This window comes from Mesorhizobium sp. M0030, assembly GCF_040323695.1.
GTDB lineage: Bacteria > Pseudomonadota > Alphaproteobacteria > Rhizobiales > Rhizobiaceae > Mesorhizobium.
Genome location: NZ_JAMYVE010000001.1, coordinates 710,788 through 737,666 on the forward strand (window position 1 = coordinate 710,788; position 26,879 = coordinate 737,666).

Here is a 26,879-nt window from a genome sequence, read left to right on the forward strand (position 1 = left end):
TTCAGTAAGTGCAAGAATGCACTCTCACCTCTTCAAGGCAAGGTCACCCGCCGCAGCGTCAGATTGATCCGGCCGCCTTTTTTCAGCAGCGCCGAGGTCGACGGATAGATGCGGTCGACGCCGTGGAAGCAGAGCCGGCCTTCGCCGCCGAGCACGACGACGTCGCCGCTTTTCAGGCGGAACGATTTGGTACCGCCGTCGCGTGTGGCCCCCCTGCCCGTCACTTGGCCGACCCGGAACAGGCAATCGTCGCCAAGTGACACCGAGACCACTGGGGCCGAGAAATCGGCTTCGTCGCGATCCTGGTGCAGACCCATTTTGGCGTCCTGCGTATAGAAATTGACCAGGCAGGCCTCCGGCGGATTCGGATAGGCGGCGACCTCCCGCCACAATTGCAGCAGCGCGTCCGGGATCGGCGGCCATGGCTCTCCGGTGAGTGGGTGCGTTGGCTGGTAGCGATAGCCCAGCTCCTTGTCGGTGACTCAGCCGAGCGTGCCGCAATTGGTCATGCGCACGCTCATCTCCTTGCCGGTCCGCGGCATCGCCGGCACGTACAGCGGCGCTCGCTGTACAATTGTCCTCACCTCTTCGACCAGCGCTTCCTGCGCCGCGCGGGACAGATAACCAGGCAAGTGGCGGACGCCTTTGGGCAGAACGAGCATGACTTCGCCTCCGGTTGATACTGAAACCATGCCACCGCCAATCAGAACGGCGACCCGAAAGCCACCGTTGTCGGCCTCCCTTTCTGTGGCAATGGCGAAACCTTGCGGCTGCGGCAGGGGAGGCCGCTTTATGCGCAGTCGGCGCGGTCCTTAGTCGTTCTCTACCCGGCCGCGCAGCTTTTTGATCGTGCCGCGCCCTGCCTTGCTTTGCAGCCGCCGCTCCACCGAGCCTTTCGACGGCCTGGTCTTCTTGCGCGGCGGCGGCGGCGGTTCCGCGGCCTTGGCGACCAGCGCCGTCAGCCTTGCCCGGGCATCGGCCCGGTTCTGCTCCTGGGTGCGGAAGCGGCCGGCCTCGATGACGATGACGCCGTCCTTGGTGGCGCGCTGGCCGGCGAGCTTGATCGTGCGCGCGCGCACGCGTTCGGACAGGCCAGCTGCATTGGCGGCGTCGAAGCGCAATTGGACGGCGGTCGCCACCTTGTTGACGTTCTGGCCGCCGGGACCCGACGAGCGGATGAAATCCTCGTGCAGGTCGCCCGGATGGATTACGGCTTCGTCTGATATGATGATGTCGTCGATAGGCATGCCGCAGTCATGGCGCGGCGGACCAAAAAAGAAAAGGCCCGATCGAGACCGCGCCTTTCAAGGATGCTTCGGTGAAGATGCCTGGACTATTCCGCAGCTTCCTGCAGGCGGGGTGCTGCGCCGAGCACGACGGCATCGACATGGCTCTCGAATTTCTCGAAGTTGACGGCGAACATGCCGACCAATCGCGCTGCCTGCCGGTCATAGGCTGCCTTGTCGGCCCAGGTCGAACGCGGGTCGAGAATGGCGCTCTCGACGCCAGGCACAGCAACCGGCACCTCGAAGCCGAAATTGGCGTCAGTGCGGAAACCGGACGCCTTCAGCGAACCGTCAAGCGCTGCGGCCAGCAAGGCGCGCGTCGCCTTGATCGGCATGCGCTTGCCGGTGCCGTAGGCGCCGCCGGTCCAGCCGGTGTTGACCAGCCAGCAATCGGCGCCGTGGCGGGCGATCAGCTCGCGCAGCAGATTGCCGTATTCCTTGGGGTGGCGCGGCATGAACGGGGCGCCGAAGCAGGTCGAGAACGTCGCTTCCGGCTCGGTAACGCCCTTCTCGGTGCCGGCCACCTTGGCGGTGTAGCCGGAGAGGAAGTGGTACATCGCCTGCGCCGGGGTCAGCCGTGCGATCGGCGGCATGATGCCGAAGGCATCGGCGGTCAGCATGATGATGTTTTTCGGGTGGCTGGCCCGTCCGCTCTTCGAGGCATTGGGGATGAAATCCAGCGGATAGGCGCAGCGCGTGTTTTCGGTGAGCCGGCCGTCGTTGAAGTCCGGCACGCGGTCGGCGTCGAGCACGACATTTTCCAGCACCGTGCCGAAACGCTGCGTGGTGGCGAAAATCTCCGGCTCGGCCTCGGCCGACAGCCGGATCGTCTTGGCGTAGCAGCCGCCTTCGAAGTTGAAGATGCCGTGCGGTCCCCAGCCGTGCTCGTCGTCGCCGATGAGCGTACGTGACGGATCGGCCGACAGCGTCGTCTTGCCCGTCCCGGAAAGCCCGAAGAAGATCGCTGCGTCGCCGCCCGGACCCTCATTGGCCGAGCAGTGCATCGGCATGACGCCCTTTTCCGGCAGCAGATAGTTGAGCATGGTGAACACCGATTTCTTCATCTCGCCGGCATAGGAAGTGCCGCCGATGAGCACGATCTTGCGGGTGAGATCGACCGCAATCACCGTTTCGGTGCGGCTGCCGTGGCGGGCCGGATCGGCGCGGAAGGACGGCAGGTCGATGATCGTCATCTCCGGCACGAAATCCTCGAGCTCGGCGGCCTGCGGGCGGATCAAAAGATTGCGGATGAACAGCGAGTGCCAGGCGAATTCGGTGATGACCCGCGTCGGCAGCTTCAGCTCGGCATCGGCGCCGCCGACGAGGTCCTGCACATAGAGATCGCTATTCGCGGCGTGGACAAGGAAATCGGCGAGCAGCATTTCGAACTGGCCCGCCGAAATCGCCTTGTTGTTGTCCCACCAGACATGGGGCTCGGTGGCGCCATCGCGGACGACAAACTTGTCCTTGGGCGAGCGGCCAGTGTGCTGGCCGGTCTCGGCAAGCAGCGCGCCGCCGGCGGTCAACCGGGCCTCGCCACGACGGATCGCTGCCTCATAAAGGGCGGCCGCACCAAAATTATAATGCACCGTGCCGGTGGTTTTCAGGCCGATACGATCGATCGCGCAAGCAGAATTGCATTTGCCGACTTCCGACATCAAGGGTCCCTTCTTCTGGATTCGCCGCACTTTGCCGGCGCGTTTCCGGCGAGCCCGCGTTAGGGGCTGAGACGGTGAGAACCAGAAAACTCGAATGATATCAAATCATTAATCGATTTAAAAATTTTGAAAGTTGTTTAAATCGTTTATATGTGCAAAAAATCACGGTGGTTGCCCCAAGGATTGGCACACAGTGTTCGTCCAACCCCGTGTAGAGGTTCCGATGGGGCCGCCGGCAAGCCGTCCGCGACAGCGGGTGGAGCCTGTGCCACATTTTGTACCTAATTTGTCCTGCAAAAGCCCCTTCTCTAAGACAGAAGGGACAGCTCATGAGGGAGCCGCTTGAAATGGCAACAATCGCGCTTGTCGATGACGACCGCAACATTCTGACATCGGTGTCGATCGCCCTCGAGTCCGAGGGGTATCGCGTCGAGACCTACACGGATGGTGCGTCGGCGCTGGAAGGCCTGGCGGCGCGGCCGCCGAATCTCGCCATCCTCGACATCAAGATGCCGCGCATGGACGGCATGGAGCTGTTGCGCCGGATGCGGCAGAAGTCCGACCTGCCGGTGATCTTCCTGACCTCGAAGGACGATGAGATCGATGAGCTTTTCGGCCTCAAGATGGGCGCCGACGATTTCATCCGCAAACCGTTCTCGCAGCGCCTGCTGGTCGAGCGGGTGCGCGCCGTGCTGCGCCGCGCCAGCGCCCGCGAAGCTGCGGCAAAGGCGCCCAGCCAGCAGGCCCGTTCGCTGGAACGCGGCCAGCTCGTCATGGACCAGGAACGCCATACCTGCACCTGGAAGGGCGAGCCGGTGACGCTGACGGTCACCGAATTTCTCATCCTGCACTCGTTGGCGCAGCGCCCCGGCGTGGTAAAAAGCCGTGATGCGCTGATGGATTCCGCCTATGATGAGCAGGTCTATGTCGACGACCGCACCATCGATAGCCACATCAAGCGGCTGCGCAAGAAGTTCAAGGCCGTCGATGACGACTTCGAAATGATCGAAACCCTTTACGGAGTCGGATACCGGTTCCGCGAAGCTTGAGTTGATGCATGTCGCCCAAAAGTGGTCGCGGTTTTTGGGACGACGACATGCATAAAACCAAAGACTAGGCGGGAGCTGCTATTCGATGGCAGTGGATGTACAGCGGAGCAGACGAACGAGCGCTGTCAGGCGGTCGCGGATTCTGCCCGCATTCCTGTCGAGGTTGACGGTGCCGATGCGCCGCTTCCTCGGCCACCACATCTTTTCCAGCCTGACCCGGCGCATCCTGTTCCTCAACCTGGCCGGCCTCGCCGTGCTGGTCACCGGCATCCTCTATCTCAACACCTTCCGCGACGGGCTGATCGACGCCCGCGTCGAAAGCCTGATGACGCAGGGCGAGATCATCGCCGGCGCCATTGCCGCGTCGGCGACGGTCGAGACCGATTCGATCAGCATCGATCCAGAAAAACTGCTTGAACTGCAGGCCGGCGAAAGCCTGGGGCCGGGCTCCGACCAGCTCGACAATCTGGATTTCCCGATCAATCCCGAGCGCGTGGCGCCGGTGCTGCGGCGGCTGATTTCGCCGACGCGCACCCGGGCCCGCATCTATGACCGCGACGCCAATCTGCTGCTCGATTCGCGCCATCTCTATTCGCGCGGCCAAATCCTGCGCTACGACCTGCCGCCGGTCGAGGACGAGCAGCCGGATATGCTGGAGCGCGTGCAGAAATTCGTCTTCGACTTCTTCCGCAACAAGGACCTGCCCGTCTACCATGAGCAGCCCGGCGGCAACGGTGCGGCCTTCCCGGAAGTGGTCAAGGCGCTGACCGGCAGTCCATCGACGATCGTGCGGGTGAGCGAACAGGGCGAGCAGATCGTTTCGGTGGCGGTGCCGATCCAGCGCTTCCGTGCCGTCCTCGGCGTGCTGATGCTGTCGACGGAAGGCGGCGACATCGACAAGATCGTCGCCGCCGAACGCAAGGCTATTTTGCGCGTGTTCGGCATCGCCGCCCTGGTCACCGCCATCCTGTCGATGCTGCTCGCATCCACCATCGCCAATCCGCTGCGCCGCCTATCGGCGGCGGCAGTGCGGGTGCGGCGCGGCGTCAAGAGCCGCGAGGAGATCCCCGACTTTTCCGACCGCCAGGACGAGATCGGCAATTTGTCGGTCGCGGTGCGCGACATGACCAATGCGCTCTATGCCCGCATCGAGGCGATCGAAAGCTTCGCCGCCGATGTCTCGCACGAGCTGAAGAACCCGCTGACCTCGCTGCGCAGCGCGGTGGAGACCTTGCCGCTTGCCAAGAACGACAATTCACGCGGCAGGCTGATGGAGATCATCCAGCACGATGTCCGGCGTCTCGACCGGCTGATCACCGACATTTCCGATGCCTCGCGCCTAGACGCCGAACTGGCGCGTGAGGATGCCGCCACGGTCGATTTGAAGAAATTCATCACCGATCTCGTCGCCGTGTCGCGCGAAGCGACGCGCAACAAAAAGGCTGTCGAGATCGAATTCAAGGCCGCCAAGCTGCCGCAAGGCGTCAAAGGCTATTTCGTCACCGGCCATGATCTCAGGATCGGCCAGGTCATCACCAATCTGATCGAGAATGCCCGCTCCTTCGTGCCGGAGGACCACGGTCACATCGCCATTTCCCTGGCACGCGCGGGCAAGGTCAACATCGTCACCGTCGACGACAACGGCCCCGGAATCCGCGCCGACGCCATCGACCGCATCTTCGAGCGCTTCTACACCGACCGCCCGGCCGGCGAGGCGTTCGGCCAGAATTCAGGGCTTGGCCTGTCGATATCCAGGCAGATCGTCGAAGCCCATGGCGGCACGCTGACCGCCGAGAACATCCCCGGCACCAAGCCCGGCGACATCAAGGGCGCGCGCTTCGTCGTTACGCTGCCGGCCGAAGGCTGATCGCGGCTGCGCATGCCCGATCCCACCGCGGAACCCGAGAACATCCATGCCACCGCAATCCTGATTGGCGAGCGGGGCGTCCTGATCACCGGGCCGTCCGGCTCGGGCAAGACAACGCTGGCGCTGGCGCTCATCGACCATTTCAGCCGGCTCGGGCTGTTTGCGCGGCTGATCGGCGACGACCAGCTGTTTGTCGCGGCGCGTTTCGGGCGGCTGGTCTGCCATGCGCCCGCCAGCATCGCCGGCCTCACAGAGGTGCCCGGACTTGGTCCGAAGCCGCTTTTGTTCCAACCTGCGGGGGTCATCGACCTTACGATCCAGCTGGTTGCCGCAAACGCTGTGGAGCGTTTCCAGGAAGAGTCGAGCGCGACCATTGCCGGCTGTGTGGTGCCGCGCATCGACCTCGTTCAGCGCAACGTCACTGCGGCTTTGCCGGCGGTAATGGCGCGGCTGGAGATTGCGCCTTTCGTATGATCCGCCGCCGGTTTTTTGCTGCAATGCGTCAAATTGGCCATGGCCGACGCAATTTTGGGCTTGTCAACGCGCCGCGCGTCGACAAGATAGCGCTCCCGCCGCCTGGGATGGCCGGCGAGCATAAAAAGCGCCTGTGAAGCGGCGATGACGGGAGCCACCATAGAATGATCGGACTCGTGCTTGTAACGCACGGTCAACTGGCCGCCGAGTTCCGCCATGCCGTGGAACATGTCGTGGGGCCACAAGACAATTTCGAAACCGTGGCAATCGGCGCCGATGACGATATGGAGCAGCGTAGGCGCGATATCGTCGACGCCGTCGGCCGCGTCGACACCGGGACCGGGGTCATCGTTCTGACCGATATGTTCGGCGGCACGCCTTCCAATCTCGCCATTTCGGTGATGGAATCCGGTCGCACCGAGGTCATCGCCGGCATGAACCTGCCGATGCTGATCAAGCTGTCGTCGATCCGCAAGGGCGACAACATGGCGACCGCGCTCGACGAGGCGCAGGCCGCGGGGCGCAAATACATCAACGTCGCAAGTCAGCTGCTGAGCAGCAAATGAACGCGCTGTCGCCCGGTGAGATCGTGCGCGAGTTCCCGATCGTCAACCAGCGCGGCCTGCATGCGCGCGCCTCGGCGAAGTTCGTCCAGGTCGCCAGCGGCTTCGACGCCACCGTCCATGTCGAGAAGGATGGTCTCAAGGTCGGCGGCACCTCGATCATGGGGCTGATGATGCTGGCGGCGAGCCCCGGTTATTCGATCCGCGTCACAGCCAGCGGCGCTGAAGCCGCAGCGGCGATGGACGCGCTGGAGCAGCTGGTCGCCTCGCGCTTCGGCGAAGAGTGCTGAAGCTCTTTTTTGTTTGAGCATGATCTTGTCCGAAACCGGCTTCCACTTTTCGGGATCATGCTCCGCAAACACATGCGCGCATAAAGATTTCTTTATATCCCATTGTCGTCTTGGCGGCGATCTGCTAGTCAGGCCGGCATTCCGCGCCCTTCGACGCGCCGTGTGGCGCAGGCGCATTCTGAAGACAAATCGCACCGGAGCACTGCCATGACAGGTAGCAAGGACTATGTGGTTGCCGACATCTCGCTTGCCGGCTGGGGCCGCAAGGAACTCGATATCGCCGAAACCGAAATGCCGGGCCTGATGGCCTGCCGCGAAGAATTCGGCGACAAGAAGCCGTTGAAAGGTGCGCGCATCACCGGCTCGCTGCACATGACCATCCAGACGGCGGTGCTGATCGAGACGCTGAAGGCGCTTGGCGCCGATATCCGCTGGGCCTCGTGCAACATCTTCTCGACCCAGGACCATGCGGCCGCGGCCATCGCCGAGGCCGGTATCCCGGTGTTCGCCGTCAAGGGCGAGTCGCTCGAGGAGTACTGGGACTATACCGACAGGATCTTCCAGTGGGCCGATGGCGGCCTCTCCAACATGATCCTCGATGATGGCGGCGACGCCACCATGTACATACTGATCGGCGCCCGCGCCGAAGCCGGCGAGGACGTGCTGTCCAACCCGCAGAGCGAGGAAGAGGAATACTTCTACGCCCAGGTCAAGAAGCGCCTGAAGGCCTCGCCCGGCTTCTTCACCAAGCAGAAGGAAGCCATTCGCGGCGTCACCGAAGAGACGACCACGGGTGTCAACCGGCTATACCAGCTGCAGAAGAAGGGTCTGCTGCCGTTCCCGGCGATCAACGTCAACGACTCGGTCACCAAGTCGAAGTTCGACAACAAATATGGCTGCAAGGAATCGCTGGTCGACGGCATCCGCCGCGGCACCGACACCATGATGGCCGGCAAGGTTGCGGTCGTCTGCGGCTATGGCGACGTCGGCAAGGGCTCGTCGGCTTCGCTCAAGGGCGCCGGCGCCCGCGTCAAGGTCACGGAAGTCGATCCGATCTGCGCGCTGCAGGCGGCGATGGACGGCTTTGAAGTCGTCACGCTGGAAGATGCCGCACCAACCGCCGACATCGTCATCACCACCACCGGCAACAAGGATGTCGTCACCCTCGACCACATGCGCTCGATGAAGGACATGGTGATCGTCGGCAATATCGGCCACTTCGACAATGAGATCCAGGTCGCGTCGCTGCGCAACCTGCAATGGACCAACGTCAAGCCGCAGGTCGACATGATAACCTTCCCGGACGGCAAGCGGATGATCCTGCTGTCCGAGGGGCGCCTGCTCAACCTCGGCAACGCGACCGGTCATCCGAGCTTCGTGATGTCGGCCTCGTTCACCAATCAGGTGCTGGCGCAGATCGAACTCTACACCAAGCCCGGCCAGTACCAGAACCAGGTCTATGTGCTGCCCAAGCACCTCGACGAGAAGGTGGCGCGTCTGCATCTCGACAAGCTCGGAGCCCGCCTGACCGAACTGTCCGGCGAACAGGCCGCCTATATCGGCGTGACCCCGCAGGGTCCGTTCAAGCCGGAACACTACCGCTATTAACAGAAGCGGCATTTATCACTAGATATTGAAGCCGGGCGATTGACTTTTCGCCCGGCTTCTTTTTTGCGCGGATGATTCTTCACGCCGATTCCAGCACGCGCTATTGTGCTGATTCGTGGGCCGGGGACGAGGGCCGGCGTACGCATCGAGAGCATGATTCGAACCGAAGGACCGCGTCAGCGAAAAGTGGGAAGCGGTTTTCGGAAAAGATCATGCTCTTCAAGAGAGAGTTAGGTCAGAAGGGCGTTTCTACCAAACGTGATCCTGATCTGGGCGGTCTTGCATTCAGGCGGCGAAGAGGACCAAGACATGCCGGGGGAAAACCCGCCTCGCGCGGGATCGGCCGTTTCCGGCGGCCATGACGATTCCGATAGCACTGGCTCCGTCACGACAGGCGGTGGCCTGAAGAGGCGCGTCGGCGCCCGCACCGCCGGCTTTCTTGCCACCTCAGCTCTTGCCGGCCCGCTCACCTCGTTTGCCGCCCATGCCGAGCCGGCCATTGCGCAGAAGGCCGGACTGTCGGTCAGCGCGGTCGAAGTCATCCAGCTCGCCATGTTCGTCGGCGTCATGGGCGCGGCACTGGTCTCGGCCATCTTCCTGATCCGCGAAAGAGCCCGCACCTCGGCGCAGAATGTCGAACTCAGAGCCCGCATTGCCGACATCAATGCGGCGCTGCAGCGCTCCGAGGCGCTGCTCAATCTGCGTGACCAGCGCGTCATCGTCTGGGCGTCGGAGAACAAGAAGCCGGAGCTCATCGGCACGCTGCCGCTGGAAAGCGGTGCGCCGGACGACCGTGCAGCCTTCCTCGCCTTCGGCCGCTGGCTGATGCCGCGCTCGGCGGCGGCGCTCGAAAATGCCGTCGCTGGTCTGCGCGAGAAAGCGAAACCCTTTGATCTCGTGATCGAATCGCAGGCCGGGGCGCCGCTTGAAGTGCATGGCCGCAAGAGCGCCGCGCATGTGCTGGTGCGCTTCGTCTCGCTGTCGGAAACTCAGAGGAGCCAAGCCAGGCTGAAGATCGAGAACCAGCGTCTGGCCGCCGACTACGAGACCATGATCGGCCTGCTCGACGCCTTGCCGATGCCGGCCTGGCTGCGCGCCACCGACGGGCGGCTGAAATGGGTCAACCGTGCCTATGCCGGAGCGGTCGAGGCACCGAACGCCGAGACCGCCGTGCGCGAAGCCAAGGAATTCCTCGGCGCCCAAGCGCGCGAACAGATCGCCGCGCAGCACAAATCGCGCCCAATCTTCGAACAAACGCTGTCGACAGTGATCGAGGGCGACCGCCGCGTGTTCGCCGTCACCGACTTCGCCGGTGCGGACGGCTCGGCCGGCCTTGCCTGCGACACCAGCGCCACCGAAACCATTCGCGGCGAATATGAGCGCACGGTGCGCAGCCATGCCGACACGCTCGACCAGCTCAACACGGCGGTGGCGATCTTCGATGCCAACGAGAAGTTGCGCTTCTTCAACCAGGCGTTCCAGAAACTGTGGGGGCTGGACCCGGGCTTCCTGCACAGCGCGCCCGACAATGCGCTGCTGCTCGACCGGCTGCGCAGCGAAGGCAAGATCGCCGAGCAGCCGGAATGGCGGCGTTGGAAAGAAGGCCTGCTTGGCGCCTACCGCGCGGTGGAATCGCAAGAGCATTGGTGGCATTTGCCCGACGGCAAGACCATCCGCGTGGTCGCCAACCCCCAGCCGAAGGGCGGCGTGACCTGGGTGTTTGAGAACCTGACCGAGAAGATGGACCTGGAAAGCCGCTACCAGACGGCGGTGCGGGTCCAGGGCGAAACGCTCGACAATCTGGCCGAAGGCGTCGCGGTGTTCGGTCCCGATGGGCGGCTGCGCCTGTCGAACCCGGCCTTTGTCGCGCTGTGGGGACTGAGCCAGGATGTGATCAAGCCCAACGTCCATGTCTCGGCGATCCGCGATCTCAGCGACCAGCGCGCCGTCGACAGCCCGTGGGGCGGGTTCGTCGCCGCCATCACCGGTTTCGACGACGAGCGCCGCGACCGCCATGGCCAGACCGAACTGAAGAACGGCACAGTGCTCAGCTACGCCGTCATCCCGCTGCCCAACGGCCAGGTGATGATGACCTTTGTGGACGTCACCGACAGCGTCAATGTCGAGCGCGCGCTGAAGGACAAGAACGAAGCGCTGCAGAAATCCGACCAGCTGAAGAACGAGTTCGTGCAGCATGTCTCCTACGAGCTGCGCTCGCCGCTGACCAACATCATCGGCTTCACCGAGCTTCTGTCGCTGCCGGCGACCGGGCCGCTCAGCCCAAAGCAGCGCGAATATGTCGAGCATGTCGGCTCGTCATCCTCGGTGCTGCTCACCATCGTCAACGACATACTCGACCTCGCCACCGTCGACGCCGGCATCATGCAGCTCGACATTTCGGAAGTAAGCGTCGAGCGCACCATCGAGGCCGCGGCCGAACTGGTCGCCGACCGGCTGCAAGAGCATTCGATCAAGCTCCGGATCGACGCCGCTGCGGCGCCGAAGAGTTTTCACGGCGACGAGACCCGGGTTCGCCAGATCCTCTACAATCTGCTCAGCAACGCCGCCAATTACGCGCCGGAGGCGAGCACTATCACGCTTGCCTGCCGGCATTTGGAGCAAGGTGTGGAATTCTCCGTCCATGACAACGGCCCCGGCATGCCGCCGGACCTGCTCGATTCGGTGTTCCGCCGCTTCGAGCCGCGCACCAATGGCGGGCGCCGGCGCGGTGCGGGCTTAGGCCTGTCGATCGTCAAGAGCTTTGTCGAGCTGCACGGCGGCAGCGTGCGCATCGAGACCGGCAAGGACAAGGGCACCACCGTCATCTGCACCTTCCCCGATGCACCGTCGGGCATCCGCGCCGCGGCCGAGTAGCGCGCTCGATGACTGTTGTTGTGCTGGAGCGTTTTCTCGCCGACGAGGCTGCGACCGCAAGGCTCGGCGAAGACCTGGCCATGGCGCTGCGGCCGGGCGACGTGCTGGCGCTCAAGGGCGATCTCGGCGCCGGCAAGTCGACGCTGGCGCGGGCCCTGATCAGGGCGCTGGCCGATGATGCCGGCCTCGATGTGCCGAGCCCTACCTTCACCTTGGTGCAAAGCTACGACACGCGCATCCCCGTGCACCATTTCGATCTCTATCGCCTGTCCTCGGCCGGCGAGATGGACGAGCTGGGTTTCGACGAGGCGCTGCTGCAGGGCGCTGCCCTTGTCGAGTGGCCGGAACGGGCGGAGGCCGCTCTTCCGAGAACGTCGATCTGGATCGAACTCGTCCATCAGGACGAAGGACGATTGGCGAAACTATCGGGCCAAGGCGTTGCCTTCGAACGCGTGGCGCGATCGCTGGCGATGCGCGATTTCCTCAAAACGGCCGGTTGGGGCGACGCCGCGCGGCGCCATTTCGTCGGCGACGCCTCGGCGCGCTCTTACGAGATTGTTTCGCTCGCCGGCCTTGCGCCGCGCGTGCTGATGAATTCGCCAAGGCTGGTGCTGGGGCCGCCGGTGCGCGACGGCAAGCCCTATGCCGTGATCGCCCACACGGCGCAGTCGGTCACCGCTTTCGTCGCCATCGACAAGGCGCTGCTGGCGCAAGGTGTCAGTGTCCCAAAAATCCATGCCGAGGATCCCGAACGGGGCTTTCTGCTGCTGGAGCATCTGGGCTCGGAAGGTTTTCTCGACGGCAATGATGAGCCGGTGGCCGAGCGCTACGCGGCAGCGGCCGAATTGCTGGCGATGATGCATGGGAAGACCTGGCCGCAGCGCATGGAGGCCGTGCCGGGCGTCTTCCACGAGGTGCCGCCCTTCGATCGCGCCGCCATGCTGATCGAAGCCGATCTCTTGGTCGATTGGTATGTGCCGATGGTGACCGGCAGCCCGGCAAGCGAGGCTTTACGCGCCGGCTATCACAGGGAATGGAACGCGGTTCTCGATCGGCTGGACACACAGGAATACACGCTGATGCTGCGCGACTTCCATTCGCCCAACATCATCTGGCGCGGTGACCGCAAAGGCCACGACCGGCTGGGCATCGTCGATGTCCAGGACGCGCTGATGGGTCCGGCGGCCTATGACGTTGCGTCGCTGGCCATGGATGCCCGCGTCACCGTTTCGCCCGATATCGAGCAGCGGACCGTGGACGCCTATGTCGCTGCGCGCCACGCCGCCGGCGGCTTCGATGAGGACGCCTTCCGCGCGGCCTATGCGATCATGGCGGCGCAGCGCAATTCGAAGATCCTCGGCATTTTCGTGCGGCTCGAAAAGCGCGACGGCAAGCCCTATTATCTCCGACACCTGCCGCGCATCCGCGATTATCTCAGGCGGGCGCTGGCGCACCCGGCGCTGGCTCAGTTGAAGGAGTTTTACATGGCACATGGCCTGCTGGAGGAACGGCTCCCGTGACCTTGACCACAGCGATGGTGCTGGCGGCTGGTCTTGGCAAGCGCATGCGGCCGATCACCGACACCATGCCGAAGCCGCTGGTGCGGATCGCCGGCAGGACCTTGCTCGACTGGGGGCTGGACAGTCTCGAAGCGGCCGGCGTCGAGAAAGCCATCGTCAACGTGCACTATCTGCCGGACCAGATCGTCGCCCATATCGCCCACAGGCGGGCGCCAAAGATCGTCATTTCCGACGAGCGCGACGCACTGCTGAATTCGGCGGGTGGCATCGTCAAGGCATTGCCGCTGCTGGGCAGCGACCCCTTCTACATCATCAACGCCGATACGTTCTGGATCGACAGCGGCCAGCCCAGCCTCGAGCGCCTTGCCCTTGCATGGGACGGCGCGAAAATGGATATTCTGCTGATGCTTACCGATCTCGACTCGGCCACCGGACACGGTGTCGGCACGGATTTCCTGATGGCGCCGGATGGCGGCCTGCGGCGCTCGAAAGGCGATCCGGCCGGGTTGATCTATGCCGGAGCGGCAATCGTCAATCCCGCCATCTTCAGGGATGCGCCGGCCGGGGCGCATTCGCTCAACACCTATTTCGACAAGGCAATCGCCTCTGGCCGTCTGTTCGGCATGCAGATGCGCGGAAGCTGGATCACCGTCGGCACTCCCGACGCCATTCCGCAGGCGGAAGCGGCCGCCGCCGAAGCTCTCGCGAAGGTGGTATGAGCGGCGCGCGCCGCGTTCTTTCGATCCCGCCCGGAGCGCCATTCCTGCCGACTCTGGCCGAGGCCTTGCTGGCCGGACGGCTGGTGCCCGGCTTCCGGTTCGACGGCGATCCGCTGGCGCTGGCTGATGTCACCATCTATGTGCCGACACGGCGCGCGGCCCGTGCGCTGCGCGGCGCTTTTGTCGACGCGCTTTCGGGACCGGGGGGGAGCCGCCGTTCGGCGATCCTGCCGGTCATCCGCCCGCTCGGAGAGTTCGACGAGGACGAAGCCGCCTTCGACGCCGGCACGCCGACCGAGCTTGAAATGGCGCCGCCGATCGCAGCCATCGAACGCCTGCTGCTACTGGCGCCGCTGGTGCGGGCCTGGAAGCGCACCTTGCCGGCGCATGTCCTTGATATGTTCAACGAAGAGATCGTCGTGCCGGCCTCCGCCGCCGATGCGATCTGGCTGGCGCGCGACCTCGCCCGGCTGATGGACGAGATCGAAACCGAAGGCACGGACTGGACCAGGCTTGCCGATCTGGTCACCGGCAATCTTGCCGGATGGTGGCTTGTGACGCTCGATTTCCTCCGTATCGTCACCGAGGCCTGGCCGAAATTGCTGGAGGAGCGCGACCGCTCCAACCCGGCCGCGCACCGCAATGCGCTGATCCGGCGCGAGGCGAAGCGGCTGGAACGCAACCCGCCCAAAGGCCCGGTGATCGCCGCCGGCTCGACGGGCTCTATTCCCGCCACGGCCGAACTGCTTGCCACGGTCGCCAGCCTGCCCAACGGCGCCGTGGTGCTGCCCGGGCTCGATGGGATGCTGGACGAACCGTCTTTTGCCGCGATTGGGGCGCCCGGTGCGCGGCCGGCACTGCTTGGCCACCCGCAATACGGCATGGCCAAGCTGATCGGCAAGATTGGCGTGCTGCGTGGCGATGTCGAGGAAGTGGTCTCCGCCGAGCCCGCACTGGCGCTCCGCGCGGCCCTTGTCGGCGAGGCGCTGCGGCCGGCCGAGACCACGGAATTATGGGCCGAGACCCGCATATGCTTCAACGCCGTAGACATCGCCGAGGCCTTCGCCGACGTGACGCTGATCGAAGCCGCCAGCGAACGCGACGAGGCGGCGGCGATCGCCATCGCGCTGAAAACCGCCGTGGAACAGCCGGGGCACAGGGCAGCGCTCGTTACCGGCGACCGCGGGCTGGCGCGGCGCGTCTCGGCCGAGCTGTTGCGCTTCGGTGTGATCGCTGACGATTCCGGCGGCACGCCGCTCGCCAACACGCCTGCAGCCAGCCTGCTCCGGCTCACACTTCACGCGGTATTCCGGCCCGGCGATCCCGTCGACCTTTTGTCGCTGCTCAAGCATCCGCTGCTCGGGCTCGGACTTGAGCGCACCGGCGTGCGCCATGCCGCCGAGCTCATCGAACTCGTGGCGCTGCGCGGCGGCACCGGACGCCCCGACATCGCCGCCTTGCCAGCACTGTTCGAGGAGCGTCTCGCCGGGCTGAGCGGGGACAAGCGCCAGCCCTTCTGGTTTTCGCGCCTGAGCGTGCGCGGCATCGACGATGCCCGCGATATGCTGAGCCGGCTTGTGGCGGCGCTGGCGCCGCTGACTGCCTTTCGCGGTGAAGAGAATGCCGATCTCGTCGCGTTGACCAGAGCGAGCGTCGCCGCGCTGGAAAATCTCGGCCGCACGGCGGAGGGCAGCCTGGCTGAATTTTATGCCGGCGACGCCGGGGAGAAACTCGCCGAGCTGCTGCGCGGTGTGGTCGCCGCGTCTGCATCGTTCGACTTCCCGGCCGACGAATGGCCTGATGTGATGGACGCGCTGGTAGCACCGGAAACGGTCAAGCCGGGGCAAGGCACAGACCGCAACATCGCGATATGGGGCGCGCTGGAGGCACGGCTGCAGAGCGTCGACACGCTTGTCATTGGCGGGCTGAACGAAGGCGTGTGGCCACGCAAGCCGGAAAGCGATCGCTTCATGTCGCGGTTGATGAAGACCGGCATCGATCTCGAGCCGCCGGAGCGGCGCATCGGCCTTGCCGCCCACGACTTCCAGATGGCGATGGGGGCGAAAAAGGTGGTGCTGACGCGCTCCGCCCGAGCCGGCGACGCACCGGCGGTGCCGTCGCGCTGGTTGCAGCGCATCCTCACCTTCATCGGCAAGGATCCTGCAGCCGCACTGCGCGGACGCGGCGACGAATTGCTTGCCTGGGCGCGCGCGCTCGATGCCGGCGAGCGGCAGCATTTCGCGCCGCGACCGCAGCCGAAACCGCCGCTGAGCATGCGGCCCACCCACTTCTCGGTGACCGAGATCGAGACGCTGCGCCGCGACCCCTATGCGGTCTATGCCAAGCGTATTCTGAGCCTTCTGCCGCTCGAGCCGGTGATCCGCGACCCCGGCGCGGCCGAGCGCGGCACGCTGTTTCATGACATCCTGCATCTGTTCTCGACAGAGGTGGCGGATCCCCGCGCGCCCGAAGCTCTGGAACGCCTCATCGCTGCCGGCCGGACCTGCTTTGCCGAGATCGCCCTGCCCGCCGACGTCGAGGCGGTGTGGTGGCCGCGCTTCGAAAAGCTCGCCGCCAACATCATCGAATGGGAGCGCGGCCGCGCCCCTGCCGTCGCCCGGCGGCATGCCGAGGAGCGCGCCGAAAAGACGGCTGTCGGCCGTACCGGTGTGACGCTGTCCGGCTATGCCGACCGCGTCGACCTTTTGGCCGGTGGCATGGCCGACATTCTCGATTACAAGACCGGCTCCTCGCCATCCAAGGCGCAGGCGCACACGCTGCTGGCGCCACAGCTGGCGCTCGAAGGGGCGCTGCTCCGGCGCGGCGCCTTCAAGGGGCTTGGCGCGCGCGAACCCTCGCAGCTTGCATTCGTGCGGCTGAAGCCGAATGGCGAAGTGTTCGAGGAATCCATCCTCGACTACAACCGCCAGCCCCGGACCGCCGAAGACCTCGCCGAGGAGGCCTGGGCGCGGCTGGAAAAGCTGCTGGTCCATTATGCCGATCCGACGACCGGCTACCTGTCGCGGGCGCTGCCGTTTCGCGAGGGCGAGAGCGATGGCGATTACGACCATCTGGCGCGCGTGCTCGAATGGTCGGCCGGTGGCGACAGCGATGACGAGGCGGGGGAGGCATGAAAAAAGCCTATCCCGTCCCGAGCGAAACCGCCGCCAACCAGGCGCGCGCTTCCGACCCGAAGAACTCGGCCTGGGTGTCGGCCAATGCCGGCTCGGGCAAGACGCATGTGCTGGCCCAGCGCGTCGTCCGGCTGCTGCTCAACGGCACCGATCCGTCGAAGATCCTGTGCCTGACCTATACGCGGGCGGCCGCCGCCAACATGTCGAACCGCGTGTTCTCGACCCTGTCGGAATGGACAGCGCTCGGCGATGCCGAGCTTGCCACAAGGATTGAGGCGGTGGACGGCCGCCGGCCCGACCGCGACACGATGCGGCGGGCGCGCCGGCTGTTTGCCGAAGCGCTGGAAACGCCGGGCGGGCTGAAAATCCAGACCATCCACGCCTTTTGCGAATCGGTGTTGCACCAGTTCCCGCTGGAGGCCAACATCCCGGCGCATTTCGAAATGCTCGATCCGCAGATGGAGGCCTCGCTGTTCGCCGCGGCGCGACGCGACATGATTTCGGGCACGTCAGCCGGAGACACCGGACTGGCCGAGGCCTTTGCCACCGTGCTGGAGCGCGGCGGCGAACACGGGCTCGACGCGCTGCTCGCCGAAATCGTGCGCAAGCGCGACGGCTTACGCGGCTTCATCGATGCGGTCCGGCGCGACGGCGCCGGCTTTCGGGCCCTGTTCGACGAATTCCATTTTCGCCCCGGGCAGAACGCCGAAGACATAGCGGCATCGGTATGGCCGCTGCCGGGTTTCCTGCTGGACTTCTTTGCAGTGTTCGCCAGTGCCGCCGAGGCCGCCGACGCCCGCACCGTGCTCAACAATCTCTTGCCCTATGCCCGCTTGGCCTTTGCCGAGACGGACCCGACCCGCCGGCTGCAGATGCTCGGCAAAGCCTTTCTCAAGGCCGATGGCGACCCCTATGATCCCTCAAAGTTGTTCAAGAAGGCGCTGCTCGGCCGGCTGCCCGACCTTCCCGAGCGCTATCTGGCGGCCGTCAAGGCGATAACAGAGGTCTCCGACCGGCTGGCGCTGTTCCGGATGCTGGAAGGCACGGTCGCGGCGTTGACCATAGCCGACTGGCTGATCGTGCGGTACGAGCGCCTGAAGCGCAGCCGCGGCTTTCTCGACTTCAACGACCTCATCACCCGCACCGTCAACCTTCTGGCGCGGCCGGATGCCGGACCCTGGGTGCAGTACAAGCTCGACCAGGGTATCGACCACATCCTGCTGGACGAGGCGCAGGACACCAGCCCCGACCAATGGGAGGTGGTGAAGCGGCTGGCGGAGGAGTTCTTTGCCGGCCACGGCCAGCGCGGCACGACCAATCGCACGGTGTTCGCCGTCGGCGACGAAAAGCAGTCGATCTATTCCTTTCAGGGTGCCGCGCCGGATTCCTTCGCCGACAGCCGGCTCTTGTTTTCCGGACGCGTGAACGCCGCCAATGCTTCGTTTGCCGACCTGAAACTGACCTGGTCGTTCCGGTCGACCGACGACGTGCTTGCCGCCGTCGACCGCGTCTTTGCCGATCCGGGCGTGCGGCGCGGCATCAGCCATGACCCCGATCCGCTCGACCATAAGGCGATCCGCAACGACGCGCCTGGCTATGTCGAGGTCTGGCCGTCGCTCGGCGCTGACGCCGTCGAGGAGCCCGACGACTGGACGTTGCCGGTCAACCATGCCAGCGCGCCGGCTGTGCGGGTGGCCGAGCATGTGGCTGCGACCATCGAGGCCTGGCTCAAGGACCGCGAGATCATCGAGGGCAAGGGACGCAGGCTGAGGGCCGGCGACATTCTTGTGCTGGTGCGCAAGCGCGACCGCTTCGTCCATGCGCTGTCGCGCGCGCTGAAGGACCGCGATATTCCCGTCGCCGGCGCCGACCGGCTGAGCCTGCCCGGCCATATCGCGGTCAAGGACCTGATCGCACTCGGCCATTTCCTCATCCAGCCGCAGGATGACCTGTCGCTCGCCGCCGTGCTGCGCAGCCCGGTCTTCGACGTGTCGGAGGAGACGCTTTTTACGCTTGGCGCCGGACGTCCAGCCGGAACATCGCTGATCGCCTCACTACGCCAGCATGCCGTCGACAATACCGCGCTGACCGATGTCGTTGCCCGGCTCGACGGCTGGGCCAACGAGGCGGCGTTCCGGCCGGTGTTCGAATTCTACGCCGGGGTGCTGGCGCGCGACGGCCTGCGCAAGAAGATGATCGCCCGGCTTGGACCGGAAGCCGGCGACATCCTCGACGAATTCCTGAGTTTCTGCCTGGCCGAGGAACGCACCGGACTGCCGGGGCTGGAAGCCTTTCTGGCGACGCTGGAGAACACCGGTCCGGAGATCAAGCGCGAGATGGACCAGACGCGCGACGAGGTCCGCGTCATGACCGTGCACGCCGCCAAGGGCCTGGAAGCGCCTGTTGTCTTCCTGGTCGATGGCGGTTCGGCGCCGTTCAGCGACCAGCATCTGCCGCGGCTGATGCCGTTCAACGCTTCGGGCCGCAATTTCGACGGCAAGGGCTATCTCTGGCGCTCGGCCGCCGATGTCGCGAACGGCTTCTCCAAGGCGGCCTCGGCCAGGGCGCGGGAGCTTGCCGACGACGAATACCGGCGGCTGCTCTATGTCGGCATGACACGCGCCGAGGACCGGCTGATCGTCTGCGGCTATCACGGCAAGCGTTCGCCGAGCACCGGCACCTGGCATTCGATTGTCAGCCGCGCGCTGCTTGCCGCGCCGGAAAGCACGGAGCGCCATCATCCCGCCAGCAGCGAGCCGGTGCATCGTTTCGTCATGACCAAGCTGCCGCCGGTGGCGCTGGCAGCCGCCGACGAGGCGCGGCTGCCGCAACCGCTTTTGCCGTTCTTGCCGGCAAACCTGTTTCGCCCTTTGCCGCCTTATGAAGAACTGCCGCGCCCGCTATCGCCCTCTGGCGCTTCGGCGCTGATCGACGAGGGCAAGGAGGCGGTCGTCGATACCCGCTCGCCGGTGCTGGACAGCGAGGCGGAGCCGGGCTTTGCGGTGATGCGCGGGCTGGCGCTGCACAAGCTGCTGCAGATGCTGCCCGGTTTTGCCGAAGACGAACGGCAAGGCGCGGCGGCGCAGTATCTCATTCGAGCCGGCGCCGACTGGCCGGAGGCCGAGCGCAACAAGGCGCTGGCTTCGGTGATGGCGATCCTCAGAGATTCGCGTTTTGCCGGGCTGTTTTCGTCCTCGTCACGCGCTGAAGTCGCGGTCATGGGCAGCCTCGAAGTCAAAGGCAGATTGCGCTCGATCTCGGGCAAGATCGACCGGCTGGCGGTGACGCCCGAGCGCGTATCGATCGTCGACTACAAGACCAACCGGCCGGCGCCTGCGAGTCTGGCCCAGGTGCCGCCGGCCTATATACTGCAGCTGGCGCTCTACCGCGCGCTGCTCAAGCCGCTTTACCCCGGCCGCGCAGTGACGGCGGCGCTGCTGTTTACCGAGGCGCCGAGGCTGATCGAACTGCCGGCGCAGGCGATGGATGACGCCCTTGCCCGACTCACGGGAGCGTGACACAAGTTCTGCTTGAAGAAGGGCTGCTCAACCACCACATTTGGTGCGAGATAAATTTCGAAAGGATTTCGCATGGCCACCGTCAAGGTCGACAAGAGCAATTTCCAGGCCGATGTGCTCAACGCCTCGCAGCCCGTCGTCGTGGATTTCTGGGCCGAATGGTGCGGCCCCTGCAAGATGATCGGTCCGTCGCTGGAAGAGATCGCCAACGAACTCGGCGACAAGATCAAGATCGCCAAGCTGAACATCGACGAGAACCCCGAGCTTGCCGCCCAGTTCGGCGTGCGCTCGATCCCGACGCTGATGATCTTCAAGGGCGGCGAAGTCGCCGACATGAAGGTCGGCGCCGCGCCGAAGACCGCGCTGTCGCACTGGATCAATGGCAGCCTCGCCTGATCTGGCTTTGTTTTGATGCATGTCGTCCTCCCAAAACCGGGACCACTTTTGGGTGACCTGCATTAGTTCCCGAGATCGAAGCCCGGCCCTCGCGCCGGGCTTTTTCTTTGGCGTCATCGCCCGGCCGCCTCTGGCCCTCGCATCGGCGCACTCCATGTCATCTGCTTGAGGCAGGACAGGGAGAAACAGAATGACCGGATCCGCCAAGGCCACCGTCTTCATCGACAATGAGCGCGTCATCGTCACCGAATACCGCTTCCAGCCCGGCGACAACACCGGCTGGCACCGGCATCGCCATGACTACGTCGTGGTGCCGCTGATGGACGGCAAGGTGAAGCTGGTGACCAAGGACGGCGAGAGTTTTGCTGAAATGAAGAAGGGCGCGCCCTACTTCCGCAAGGAAGGCGTCGAGCACGACGTCATCAGCGCCAATGACGGCGAATACGCCTTCATCGAGATCGAGCTGAAATAGGCCTCAGACTGGTGCCGCGGCCGCCGATGTCTATTTAGTTTGAGCCACGGTTTTTTTGGCCTGCCTAGGCTTGCCGGGCTTCCGTCCGGTCGCGGGCTTCAGGACCTGCCCATATCCCTCTATAGCGCCCGTATACACACGATAGAGAAACGTCTCTCGGCTTACGAAATACGCGACACTGGGCTGGCCGGATGCATCATTGGGGCGCGTCGGTCTGTGGGCCACTCGAACAATTGGGTGCGGTGGCTCGATGGCTCCCGGTAACATCACATGATCGCCGACCCGCGGAGCATATTCAAATATCAGCTCCTCCGGCGGGTCGTTGTCGACGGTAACAAGACACTTCACAACCATTCGAGCTTGCCTCCATGCTTCGCCAAGCATATCGGGGCTTCTGCCCGAGGGGCAACCGCCCGATAGATTCCCCGGGCCAAAATACTACCAGTCGGCGATGCGATCCCCGCCGGTGAATTGCGCGCTTTTTGCGGTGTATTCGAACAGCTCGATCTTCACGCCGTTGGGGTCGCGGATCCAGGCCTGAAACGTGTCGTCGCAGGCATGCTTCTTGGCCGTGATATCAATGCCTTTCGACTTGATGTGGGCGATCGCCGCATCGATGTTTTCCACCTCAAGGCAGAAATGGTTGATCTGGTTGAGCTCGCTATGGCTGGTGCCGTCCTTCTGGAACACCTCGACATGGCTGCGATCGCCGCAATTGAGGTAGAAGCCGAACACCTTTCCGTCGCGCAGGAAGTTGAACTGCGTGTCGAGGCCGAGCACGTCGCGGTAGAAGGCCCGCGTCGCTTCCAGATCATGCGCGAAGATGCAGACATGGGCGAGTTGCTTCACCTTGATCATCACCGGCTCCCTCGCGAAAGTGTGGATTCAGGTCGGTGGCGTGCCGTTTTCGGCCAGCACCGCACCGGCGAGATACAGCGAACCACCGATCAGGATGCGCGGCGCCGGGCCGTCCCAGGTGTCGCGCAACAGCATCAGCGCGCTGGCGACGGAGCTGACCGGCTCGGCGGTGAGGCCGGCCTCGGTCGCCCGGATCGCCAGTTCGTCATTCGGCACACCGGCGTCGCTCATGCTCACCGGCACGGTGTAGACATGGCGGACCAGGCCCTTGAAGGCGTGGAAATAGCCGCTCTGGTCCTTGGTGTTGATCATGCCGGCAATCAAAAACAGCGGCCGCGGGTTCTTTTCCTCCTGCTCGGCCAAGGCTTCCGCCACCACCACGCCGGCGCCCGGATTGTGACCGCCATCGAGCCAGATGTCGGCGCCCTTGGGAGCGAGGTCCGCCAGCCGGCCCTGTGCCAATTTCTGCATGCGGCCCGGCCATGCGACGCTCGCCATCGCCTTCTCAGTGGCGCGATGACTGATTTCGAAACCGGCGGCCTTGACGGCGGCAATCGCTGCCGCCGCATTGGCGAACTGGTGGCGCCCGGGCAGGCGCGGTGGCGGCAGGTCCATCAGCCCGTCCTCATCCTGATAGACCATGCGGCCGTTTTCCTCGAAGGCGAGAAAATCCTGGCCGTAGACGAAGGTCGGGCAATCCAGCCGCTCGGCGGTTTCGATCAGCACTTGCAGCGCCGTCTCGCTCTCCTGCGCGCCGATGACCACCGGGCAGCCGCGCTTCATGATGCCGGCCTTTTCGGCGGCGATCAGTTCGACCCGGTCGCCGAGATAGGCTTCGTGATCCATCGACACCGGCATGATCACCGACACCGCCGGCCGGGCAACGACATTGGTGGCGTCGAAGCGGCCGCCAAGGCCGACCTCGATGATGGCGGCGGCAGCCGGATGTTCGGAAAACAGGATGAAGGTGACGGCGGTTAGGATTTCGAAGACGGTGATCTTCTGGCCTTGATTGGCCCGGGCGACGCGGGCGATGGCCTCGGCGAAGGTCTCGTCGTCGACCAGCCGGCCGCCGCCCTCGGCCGCCAGTCGGTAGCGCTCGGCCCAGTTCACCAGATGCGGCGAAGTGTGGACATGGACAAGGTGGCCGCCGGCTTCGAGCAGCGCGCGCGAAAAGGCCGCGCACGAGCCCTTACCGTTGGTGCCGGCGATATGGATGACCGGCGGCAGCCGCTCCTGCGGATTGCCGAGGCGTTCGAGCAGCCTTGTGATGCGGTCGAGCGAAAGGTCGAAGCCTTTCGGATGCAGGGCCATCAGGGCTTCGATTTCACGATCTGCGGCAAGCGTTGTCATGAGCGAATCCTACGCATGCGCGCAGGTGCACGCAATCGCGGTTTGCGGCCAGAAATGTCGCGTCAGGCCTGCGGGCGGGCTTCCGTCGGGATGACCGACGGCGGCAGGATTTCCGGCTCCAGCGGCTTTTGCTCCTGCGGCAGTTTGAGCAGGATTTTCAACAGCCGTGAAATCGTCTCGCGCAGTTCCAGCCGCGACACCACCATGTCGACCATGCCGTGCTCCATCAGATATTCGGAGCGCTGGAAACCGTCCGGCAGTTTCTCCCGGATAGTCTGCTCGATGACGCGCGGGCCGGCGAAGCCGATCAGCGCGCCGGGCTCGGCGATATGCACGTCGCCCAGCATGGCGTAGGAGGCGGTGACGCCGCCGGTGGTCGGGTTGGTCAAGACGACGATGTATGGGAGGCCGGCTTCCTTCAGCCGATCGACGCCGATCGTGGTGCGCGGCAACTGCATCAGCGACAAGATGCCTTCCTGCATACGCGCGCCGCCGGAGGCGGCAAACAGGATCAGCGGCCGCTTGCGCTGCAAGGCGACCTCGAAACCGTGCACAATGGCGTCACCCGCGGCCATGCCGAGCGAGCCGCCCATGAAGGCGAAATCCTGCACCGTCACTACAACCGGCAGGCCCTCGACCGTGCCCAGCGCATTGATGATGGCGTCTTCCAGGCCGGTCTTGGCCTTGGCGTCCTTCAAGCGGTCGGTGTAGCGCTTCTCGTCGCGGAACTTGAGCGGGTCCTGCATGACCTTGGGGTTCTCAAGCTGCTCGTATTTGCCGTCGTCGAGGAAGAATTTCAGCCGTTCCTTGGCCGAAATCTTCATGTGATGGCCCGATGACGGGATGACGAACTGGTTGGATTCCAGGTCCTTGTGAAACACCATCTCGCCGGTCTCGGGATCCTTGATCCAGAGATTCTCGGGCATGTCGGTGCGCCGGCCGAGCATCGAATTGATCCTCGGGCGAACGTAATTGGTGATCCAGTTCATCGCTTCGGCTCCTGTCCTGACGAAGAGTTGGCTCGTGCATGTCGCCCAAAAGTGGGAACCGGTTTTGGGATAACGACTTGCACAAGGCCTAAGTAGGGAAACTATTCGGCAGCAGCAAGGCGGGCCGAACGCACGCCCTGAGACAGTCCGCTGACCAGGGTGGCGACGGCCTCGGCCGGGTCGGCGGTCTTCTCGCCCTTCGGTCCCAACACATTGGCGACCGCGTTGACGATCGCGGTGCCGACGACGACGCCATCGGCATTGGCGCCGATAATGCGCGCCTGCTCGGCGGTCTTGACGCCGAAGCCGACGCAGACTGGCAAGTTGGTGTGGCCCTTGATGCGCTTGACCGCGGCGGCAACCTTGCCGGTGTCGGCCAAAGCCGAGCCGGTGATGCCGGTCATCGACACGTAATAGACGAAGCCCGACGTATTCTGCAGCACCTTGGGCAGGCGCTTGTCGTCGGTGGTCGGCGTTGCCAAGCGGATGAAGTTGATGCCGGCCTTCAGCGCAGGGATGCAGAGTTCTTCGTCCATCTCCGGTGGCAGGTCGACGACGATCAGCCCGTCAATGCCGCTGGCGATGGCGTCCTTGAGGAAGCGATCGACACCGTAGATGTAGATCGGGTTGTAGTAGCCCATCAGCACGATCGGCGTTTCATTGTCGGTGGCGCGGAAATCAGCCGCCGTCTTCAGCGTCTTGACCAGGGTCTGGCCACCTTTCAGCGCGCGCAGGCCCGCGGCCTGGATCGCCGGGCCGTCGGCCATCGGATCGGAAAACGGCATGCCCATTTCGATGATGTCGGCGCCGGCCTTCGGCAGCGCCTTCATGATCGACAAAGCGGTGTCGTAGTCCGGGTCGCCGCTCATGAAATAGGTGACGAGCGCCGGGCGGCCCTCGGCTTTCAGTTTTGCCATGCGGCGGTCGATGCGGGTCACCATGATCAGATCTCCATGCCCAGCATCGAGGCCACTGTGTGCACATCCTTGTCGCCGCGTCCCGACAGATTGACGATGACGATCTGGTCCTTGTCCATATCAGGCACGATCTTCACCGCATGCGCGATGGCGTGCGCGGATTCCAGCGCCGGGATGATGCCTTCGACGCGCGTCGTCAGCTTGAAGGCTTCCAGCGCCTCGTCGTCGAGGATCGGCACATATTCGACGCGGCCGGAATCGCGCAGCCAGGAATGTTCGGGGCCGACGCCCGGATAGTCGAGGCCGGCCGAGATCGAATGGCCGTCCATGATCTGGCCATCGGCGTTCTGCAGGAGATAGGTGCGGTTGCCGTGCAGGACGCCTGGCGCGCCAGCATTCATCGAGGCGCAATGCTCGATGCCGTCGAGGCCGCGGCCGCCGGCTTCGATGCCGATGATGCGGACTTGCCTGTCGTCGAGGAAAGGATGGAACAGGCCGATGGCGTTGGAGCCGCCGCCGACAGCCGCGATGATGGTGTCGGGCAGCCGGCCTTCCTGTTCGAGGATCTGGGCGCGCGCCTCGATGCCGATCACCGACTGGAAGTCGCGCACCAGCTCCGGATAGGGATGCGGACCTGCGGCGGTGCCGATCAGATAATAAGTGTCCTCGACATTGGTGACCCAGTCGCGCAACGCTTCGTTCATGGCGTCCTTCAGCGTGCCGTGACCGGCGGTCACCGGCCGCACTTCGGCGCCGAGCAGCTTCATGCGGAAGACGTTGGGGCTTTGGCGGGCGACATCGGTGGCGCCCATATAAACGACGCAGGGAAAGCCGAAGCGCGCCGCGACCGTGGCCGCGGCAACGCCGTGCTGGCCGGCGCCCGTCTCGGCGATGATGCGCTTCTTGCCCATGCGCTTGGCGAGCAGAATCTGACCGAGGCAATTGTTGATCTTGTGCGAACCGGTGTGGTTCAGGTCCTCGCGCTTGAAATAGACCTTGGCGCCGCCCCCGAGGCCCTTCGCCGAGGAAACCTCACGAAGATGTTTGGTCAGGCCTTCGGCGAAATACAGCTTTGACGGCCGCCCGGCATAGTGGGTCGAGAGGTTGGTCAACTCAGCCTTGAAGTCCGGATCGTTCTTGACCTCGTTCCAGTGCCGCTCCAGGTCGAGGATCAGCGGCATCAGCGTCTCGGCCACGAAGCGGCCCCCGAAGATGCCGAACATGCCCTGTTCGTCGGGTCCCGTGCGGAAGGAATTGGGTGTCGCCGGCTTGTTCATCGCCGATCTCCTGGTCTTGGTTCTGAGCATGTCTTATCGGAAAACCGGTCCCCACTT

General features: G+C 64.5%; 20 protein-coding genes and 1 pseudogene. 13 read left to right on the forward strand and 8 right to left on the reverse strand.

Annotation, left to right across the window (positions count from 1 at the left end; translation table 11 throughout):
- Positions 1-32: 32 nt before the first annotated feature.
- From NKJ80_RS03360 to NKJ80_RS03370, 3 genes and pseudogenes are all read right to left on the reverse strand, one after another.
- A pseudogene (locus tag NKJ80_RS03360) lies at positions 33-662 on the reverse strand (alpha-ketoglutarate-dependent dioxygenase AlkB family protein).
- A gap of 150 nt (positions 663-812) precedes the next feature.
- Positions 813-1,247: an alternative ribosome rescue aminoacyl-tRNA hydrolase ArfB gene (arfB, locus tag NKJ80_RS03365; protein ID WP_023672309.1), complete on the reverse strand. Its 435-nt coding sequence runs from the start codon at positions 1,245-1,247 to the stop codon at positions 813-815.
- Between the two features lie 86 nt (positions 1,248-1,333).
- Positions 1,334-2,944, reverse strand: a complete 1,611-nt coding sequence (locus NKJ80_RS03370; protein ID WP_352497036.1) for a phosphoenolpyruvate carboxykinase — start codon at positions 2,942-2,944, stop codon at positions 1,334-1,336.
- Positions 2,945-3,291: 347 nt separating this feature from the next.
- Between NKJ80_RS03370 and NKJ80_RS03375 the strand changes: the two genes are divergently transcribed.
- The 13 genes from NKJ80_RS03375 to NKJ80_RS03435 all read left to right on the forward strand — a co-directional run bounded on the left by NKJ80_RS03375 (position 3,292) and on the right by NKJ80_RS03435 (position 21,428).
- A complete protein-coding gene (locus NKJ80_RS03375; protein WP_010912942.1) occupies positions 3,292-3,993 on the forward strand; it encodes a response regulator transcription factor in 702 nt (233 codons plus the stop codon).
- An 85-nt stretch (positions 3,994-4,078) separates the two neighbouring features.
- Positions 4,079-5,860, forward strand: a complete 1,782-nt coding sequence (locus NKJ80_RS03380; RefSeq protein ID WP_023750805.1) for a sensor histidine kinase — start codon at positions 4,079-4,081, stop codon at positions 5,858-5,860.
- A gap of 12 nt (positions 5,861-5,872) precedes the next feature.
- On the forward strand, positions 5,873-6,334 hold the full coding sequence (locus tag NKJ80_RS03385) for an HPr kinase/phosphorylase (protein ID WP_352497037.1): 462 nt from the start codon (positions 5,873-5,875) through the stop codon (positions 6,332-6,334).
- A gap of 164 nt (positions 6,335-6,498) precedes the next feature.
- Entirely contained in the window at positions 6,499-6,900 is a 402-nt protein-coding gene (locus NKJ80_RS03390) for a PTS sugar transporter subunit IIA (RefSeq protein ID WP_023672304.1), read from the forward strand.
- The gene (locus tag NKJ80_RS03395; RefSeq protein WP_023672303.1) at positions 6,897-7,187 is read left to right on the forward strand and encodes an HPr family phosphocarrier protein; all 291 of its coding nucleotides are present in this window, start codon (positions 6,897-6,899) and stop codon (positions 7,185-7,187) included. Before NKJ80_RS03390 ends, NKJ80_RS03395 begins: the two co-directional genes overlap by 4 nt.
- Positions 7,188-7,394: 207 nt before the next feature.
- Positions 7,395-8,795, forward strand: a complete 1,401-nt coding sequence (gene ahcY / locus NKJ80_RS03400; RefSeq protein WP_023681401.1) for an adenosylhomocysteinase — start codon at positions 7,395-7,397, stop codon at positions 8,793-8,795.
- 309 nt (positions 8,796-9,104) lie between these two features.
- Positions 9,105-11,669 (forward strand): sensor histidine kinase, encoded by a 2,565-nt coding sequence (locus NKJ80_RS03405; protein ID WP_023687430.1) that lies wholly within the window; start codon positions 9,105-9,107, stop codon positions 11,667-11,669.
- 8 nt (positions 11,670-11,677) lie between these two features.
- Positions 11,678-13,189 (forward strand): tRNA (adenosine(37)-N6)-threonylcarbamoyltransferase complex ATPase subunit type 1 TsaE, encoded by a 1,512-nt coding sequence (gene tsaE / locus NKJ80_RS03410; protein WP_352497038.1) that lies wholly within the window; start codon positions 11,678-11,680, stop codon positions 13,187-13,189.
- Positions 13,190-13,203: 14 nt separating this feature from the next.
- Positions 13,204-13,908 carry a nucleotidyltransferase family protein gene (locus NKJ80_RS03415; protein ID WP_031197320.1) on the forward strand — a complete coding sequence of 235 codons (705 nt, stop codon included), beginning with the start codon at positions 13,204-13,206 and terminating at the stop codon, positions 13,906-13,908.
- Positions 13,905-17,042, forward strand: a complete 3,138-nt coding sequence (gene addB / locus NKJ80_RS03420) for a double-strand break repair protein AddB (protein WP_352497039.1) — start codon at positions 13,905-13,907, stop codon at positions 17,040-17,042. The genes NKJ80_RS03415 and addB overlap by 4 nt, the downstream gene beginning before the upstream one ends.
- The gene (gene addA, locus NKJ80_RS03425) at positions 17,039-20,560 is read left to right on the forward strand and encodes a double-strand break repair helicase AddA (RefSeq protein ID WP_352497040.1); all 3,522 of its coding nucleotides are present in this window, start codon (positions 17,039-17,041) and stop codon (positions 20,558-20,560) included. Before addB ends, addA begins: the two co-directional genes overlap by 4 nt.
- A 72-nt stretch (positions 20,561-20,632) precedes the next feature.
- Positions 20,633-20,956: a thioredoxin gene (gene trxA / locus NKJ80_RS03430; protein WP_023672297.1), complete on the forward strand. Its 324-nt coding sequence runs from the start codon at positions 20,633-20,635 to the stop codon at positions 20,954-20,956.
- 190 nt (positions 20,957-21,146) lie between these two features.
- On the forward strand, positions 21,147-21,428 hold the full coding sequence (locus NKJ80_RS03435; RefSeq protein ID WP_023672296.1) for a cupin domain-containing protein: 282 nt from the start codon (positions 21,147-21,149) through the stop codon (positions 21,426-21,428).
- 438 nt (positions 21,429-21,866) lie between these two features.
- Here NKJ80_RS03435 and NKJ80_RS03440 read toward each other — a convergent pair whose 3' ends face one another.
- From NKJ80_RS03440 to trpB, 5 genes are all read right to left on the reverse strand, one after another.
- Entirely contained in the window at positions 21,867-22,286 is a 420-nt protein-coding gene (locus NKJ80_RS03440) for a VOC family protein (protein WP_023687435.1), read from the reverse strand.
- Positions 22,287-22,313: 27 nt separating this feature from the next.
- The gene (locus tag NKJ80_RS03445; protein WP_023728840.1) at positions 22,314-23,639 is read right to left on the reverse strand and encodes a bifunctional folylpolyglutamate synthase/dihydrofolate synthase; all 1,326 of its coding nucleotides are present in this window, start codon (positions 23,637-23,639) and stop codon (positions 22,314-22,316) included.
- 62 nt (positions 23,640-23,701) lie between these two features.
- The gene (accD, locus tag NKJ80_RS03450; protein ID WP_023687437.1) at positions 23,702-24,628 is read right to left on the reverse strand and encodes an acetyl-CoA carboxylase, carboxyltransferase subunit beta; all 927 of its coding nucleotides are present in this window, start codon (positions 24,626-24,628) and stop codon (positions 23,702-23,704) included.
- Positions 24,629-24,729: 101 nt separating this feature from the next.
- Positions 24,730-25,569 carry a tryptophan synthase subunit alpha gene (gene trpA / locus NKJ80_RS03455; RefSeq protein WP_023693067.1) on the reverse strand — a complete coding sequence of 280 codons (840 nt, stop codon included), beginning with the start codon at positions 25,567-25,569 and terminating at the stop codon, positions 24,730-24,732.
- 2 nt (positions 25,570-25,571) lie between these two features.
- Complete coding sequence (gene trpB / locus NKJ80_RS03460) at positions 25,572-26,822, reverse strand: tryptophan synthase subunit beta (protein ID WP_023687439.1); 1,251 nt, start codon at positions 26,820-26,822, stop codon at positions 25,572-25,574.
- Between the last annotated feature and the right edge of the window lie 57 nt (positions 26,823-26,879).

Coding starts and splice junctions, on each gene's coding strand:
- NKJ80_RS03380 (WP_023750805.1), top strand. CDS start 4,079: ATGGCAGTGGATGTACAGCGGAGCAGACGAACGAGCGCTGTCAGGCGG.
- addB (WP_352497039.1), top strand. CDS start 13,905: ATGAGCGGCGCGCGCCGCGTTCTTTCGATCCCGCCCGGAGCGCCATTC.
- ahcY (WP_023681401.1), top strand. CDS start 7,395: ATGACAGGTAGCAAGGACTATGTGGTTGCCGACATCTCGCTTGCCGGC.
- trpB (WP_023687439.1), bottom strand. CDS start 26,822: ATGAACAAGCCGGCGACACCCAATTCCTTCCGCACGGGACCCGACGAA.
- NKJ80_RS03375 (WP_010912942.1), top strand. CDS start 3,292: ATGGCAACAATCGCGCTTGTCGATGACGACCGCAACATTCTGACATCG.
- NKJ80_RS03395 (WP_023672303.1), top strand. CDS start 6,897: ATGAACGCGCTGTCGCCCGGTGAGATCGTGCGCGAGTTCCCGATCGTC.
- NKJ80_RS03370 (WP_352497036.1), bottom strand. CDS start 2,944: ATGTCGGAAGTCGGCAAATGCAATTCTGCTTGCGCGATCGATCGTATC.
- NKJ80_RS03415 (WP_031197320.1), top strand. CDS start 13,204: ATGGTGCTGGCGGCTGGTCTTGGCAAGCGCATGCGGCCGATCACCGAC.
- addA (WP_352497040.1), top strand. CDS start 17,039: ATGAAAAAAGCCTATCCCGTCCCGAGCGAAACCGCCGCCAACCAGGCG.
- NKJ80_RS03390 (WP_023672304.1), top strand. CDS start 6,499: ATGATCGGACTCGTGCTTGTAACGCACGGTCAACTGGCCGCCGAGTTC.
- tsaE (WP_352497038.1), top strand. CDS start 11,678: ATGACTGTTGTTGTGCTGGAGCGTTTTCTCGCCGACGAGGCTGCGACC.
- NKJ80_RS03405 (WP_023687430.1), top strand. CDS start 9,105: ATGCCGGGGGAAAACCCGCCTCGCGCGGGATCGGCCGTTTCCGGCGGC.
- trxA (WP_023672297.1), top strand. CDS start 20,633: ATGGCCACCGTCAAGGTCGACAAGAGCAATTTCCAGGCCGATGTGCTC.
- NKJ80_RS03435 (WP_023672296.1), top strand. CDS start 21,147: ATGACCGGATCCGCCAAGGCCACCGTCTTCATCGACAATGAGCGCGTC.
- accD (WP_023687437.1), bottom strand. CDS start 24,628: ATGAACTGGATCACCAATTACGTTCGCCCGAGGATCAATTCGATGCTC.
- NKJ80_RS03440 (WP_023687435.1), bottom strand. CDS start 22,286: ATGATCAAGGTGAAGCAACTCGCCCATGTCTGCATCTTCGCGCATGAT.
- NKJ80_RS03445 (WP_023728840.1), bottom strand. CDS start 23,639: ATGACAACGCTTGCCGCAGATCGTGAAATCGAAGCCCTGATGGCCCTG.
- NKJ80_RS03385 (WP_352497037.1), top strand. CDS start 5,873: ATGCCCGATCCCACCGCGGAACCCGAGAACATCCATGCCACCGCAATC.
- arfB (WP_023672309.1), bottom strand. CDS start 1,247: ATGCCTATCGACGACATCATCATATCAGACGAAGCCGTAATCCATCCG.
- trpA (WP_023693067.1), bottom strand. CDS start 25,569: ATGGTGACCCGCATCGACCGCCGCATGGCAAAACTGAAAGCCGAGGGC.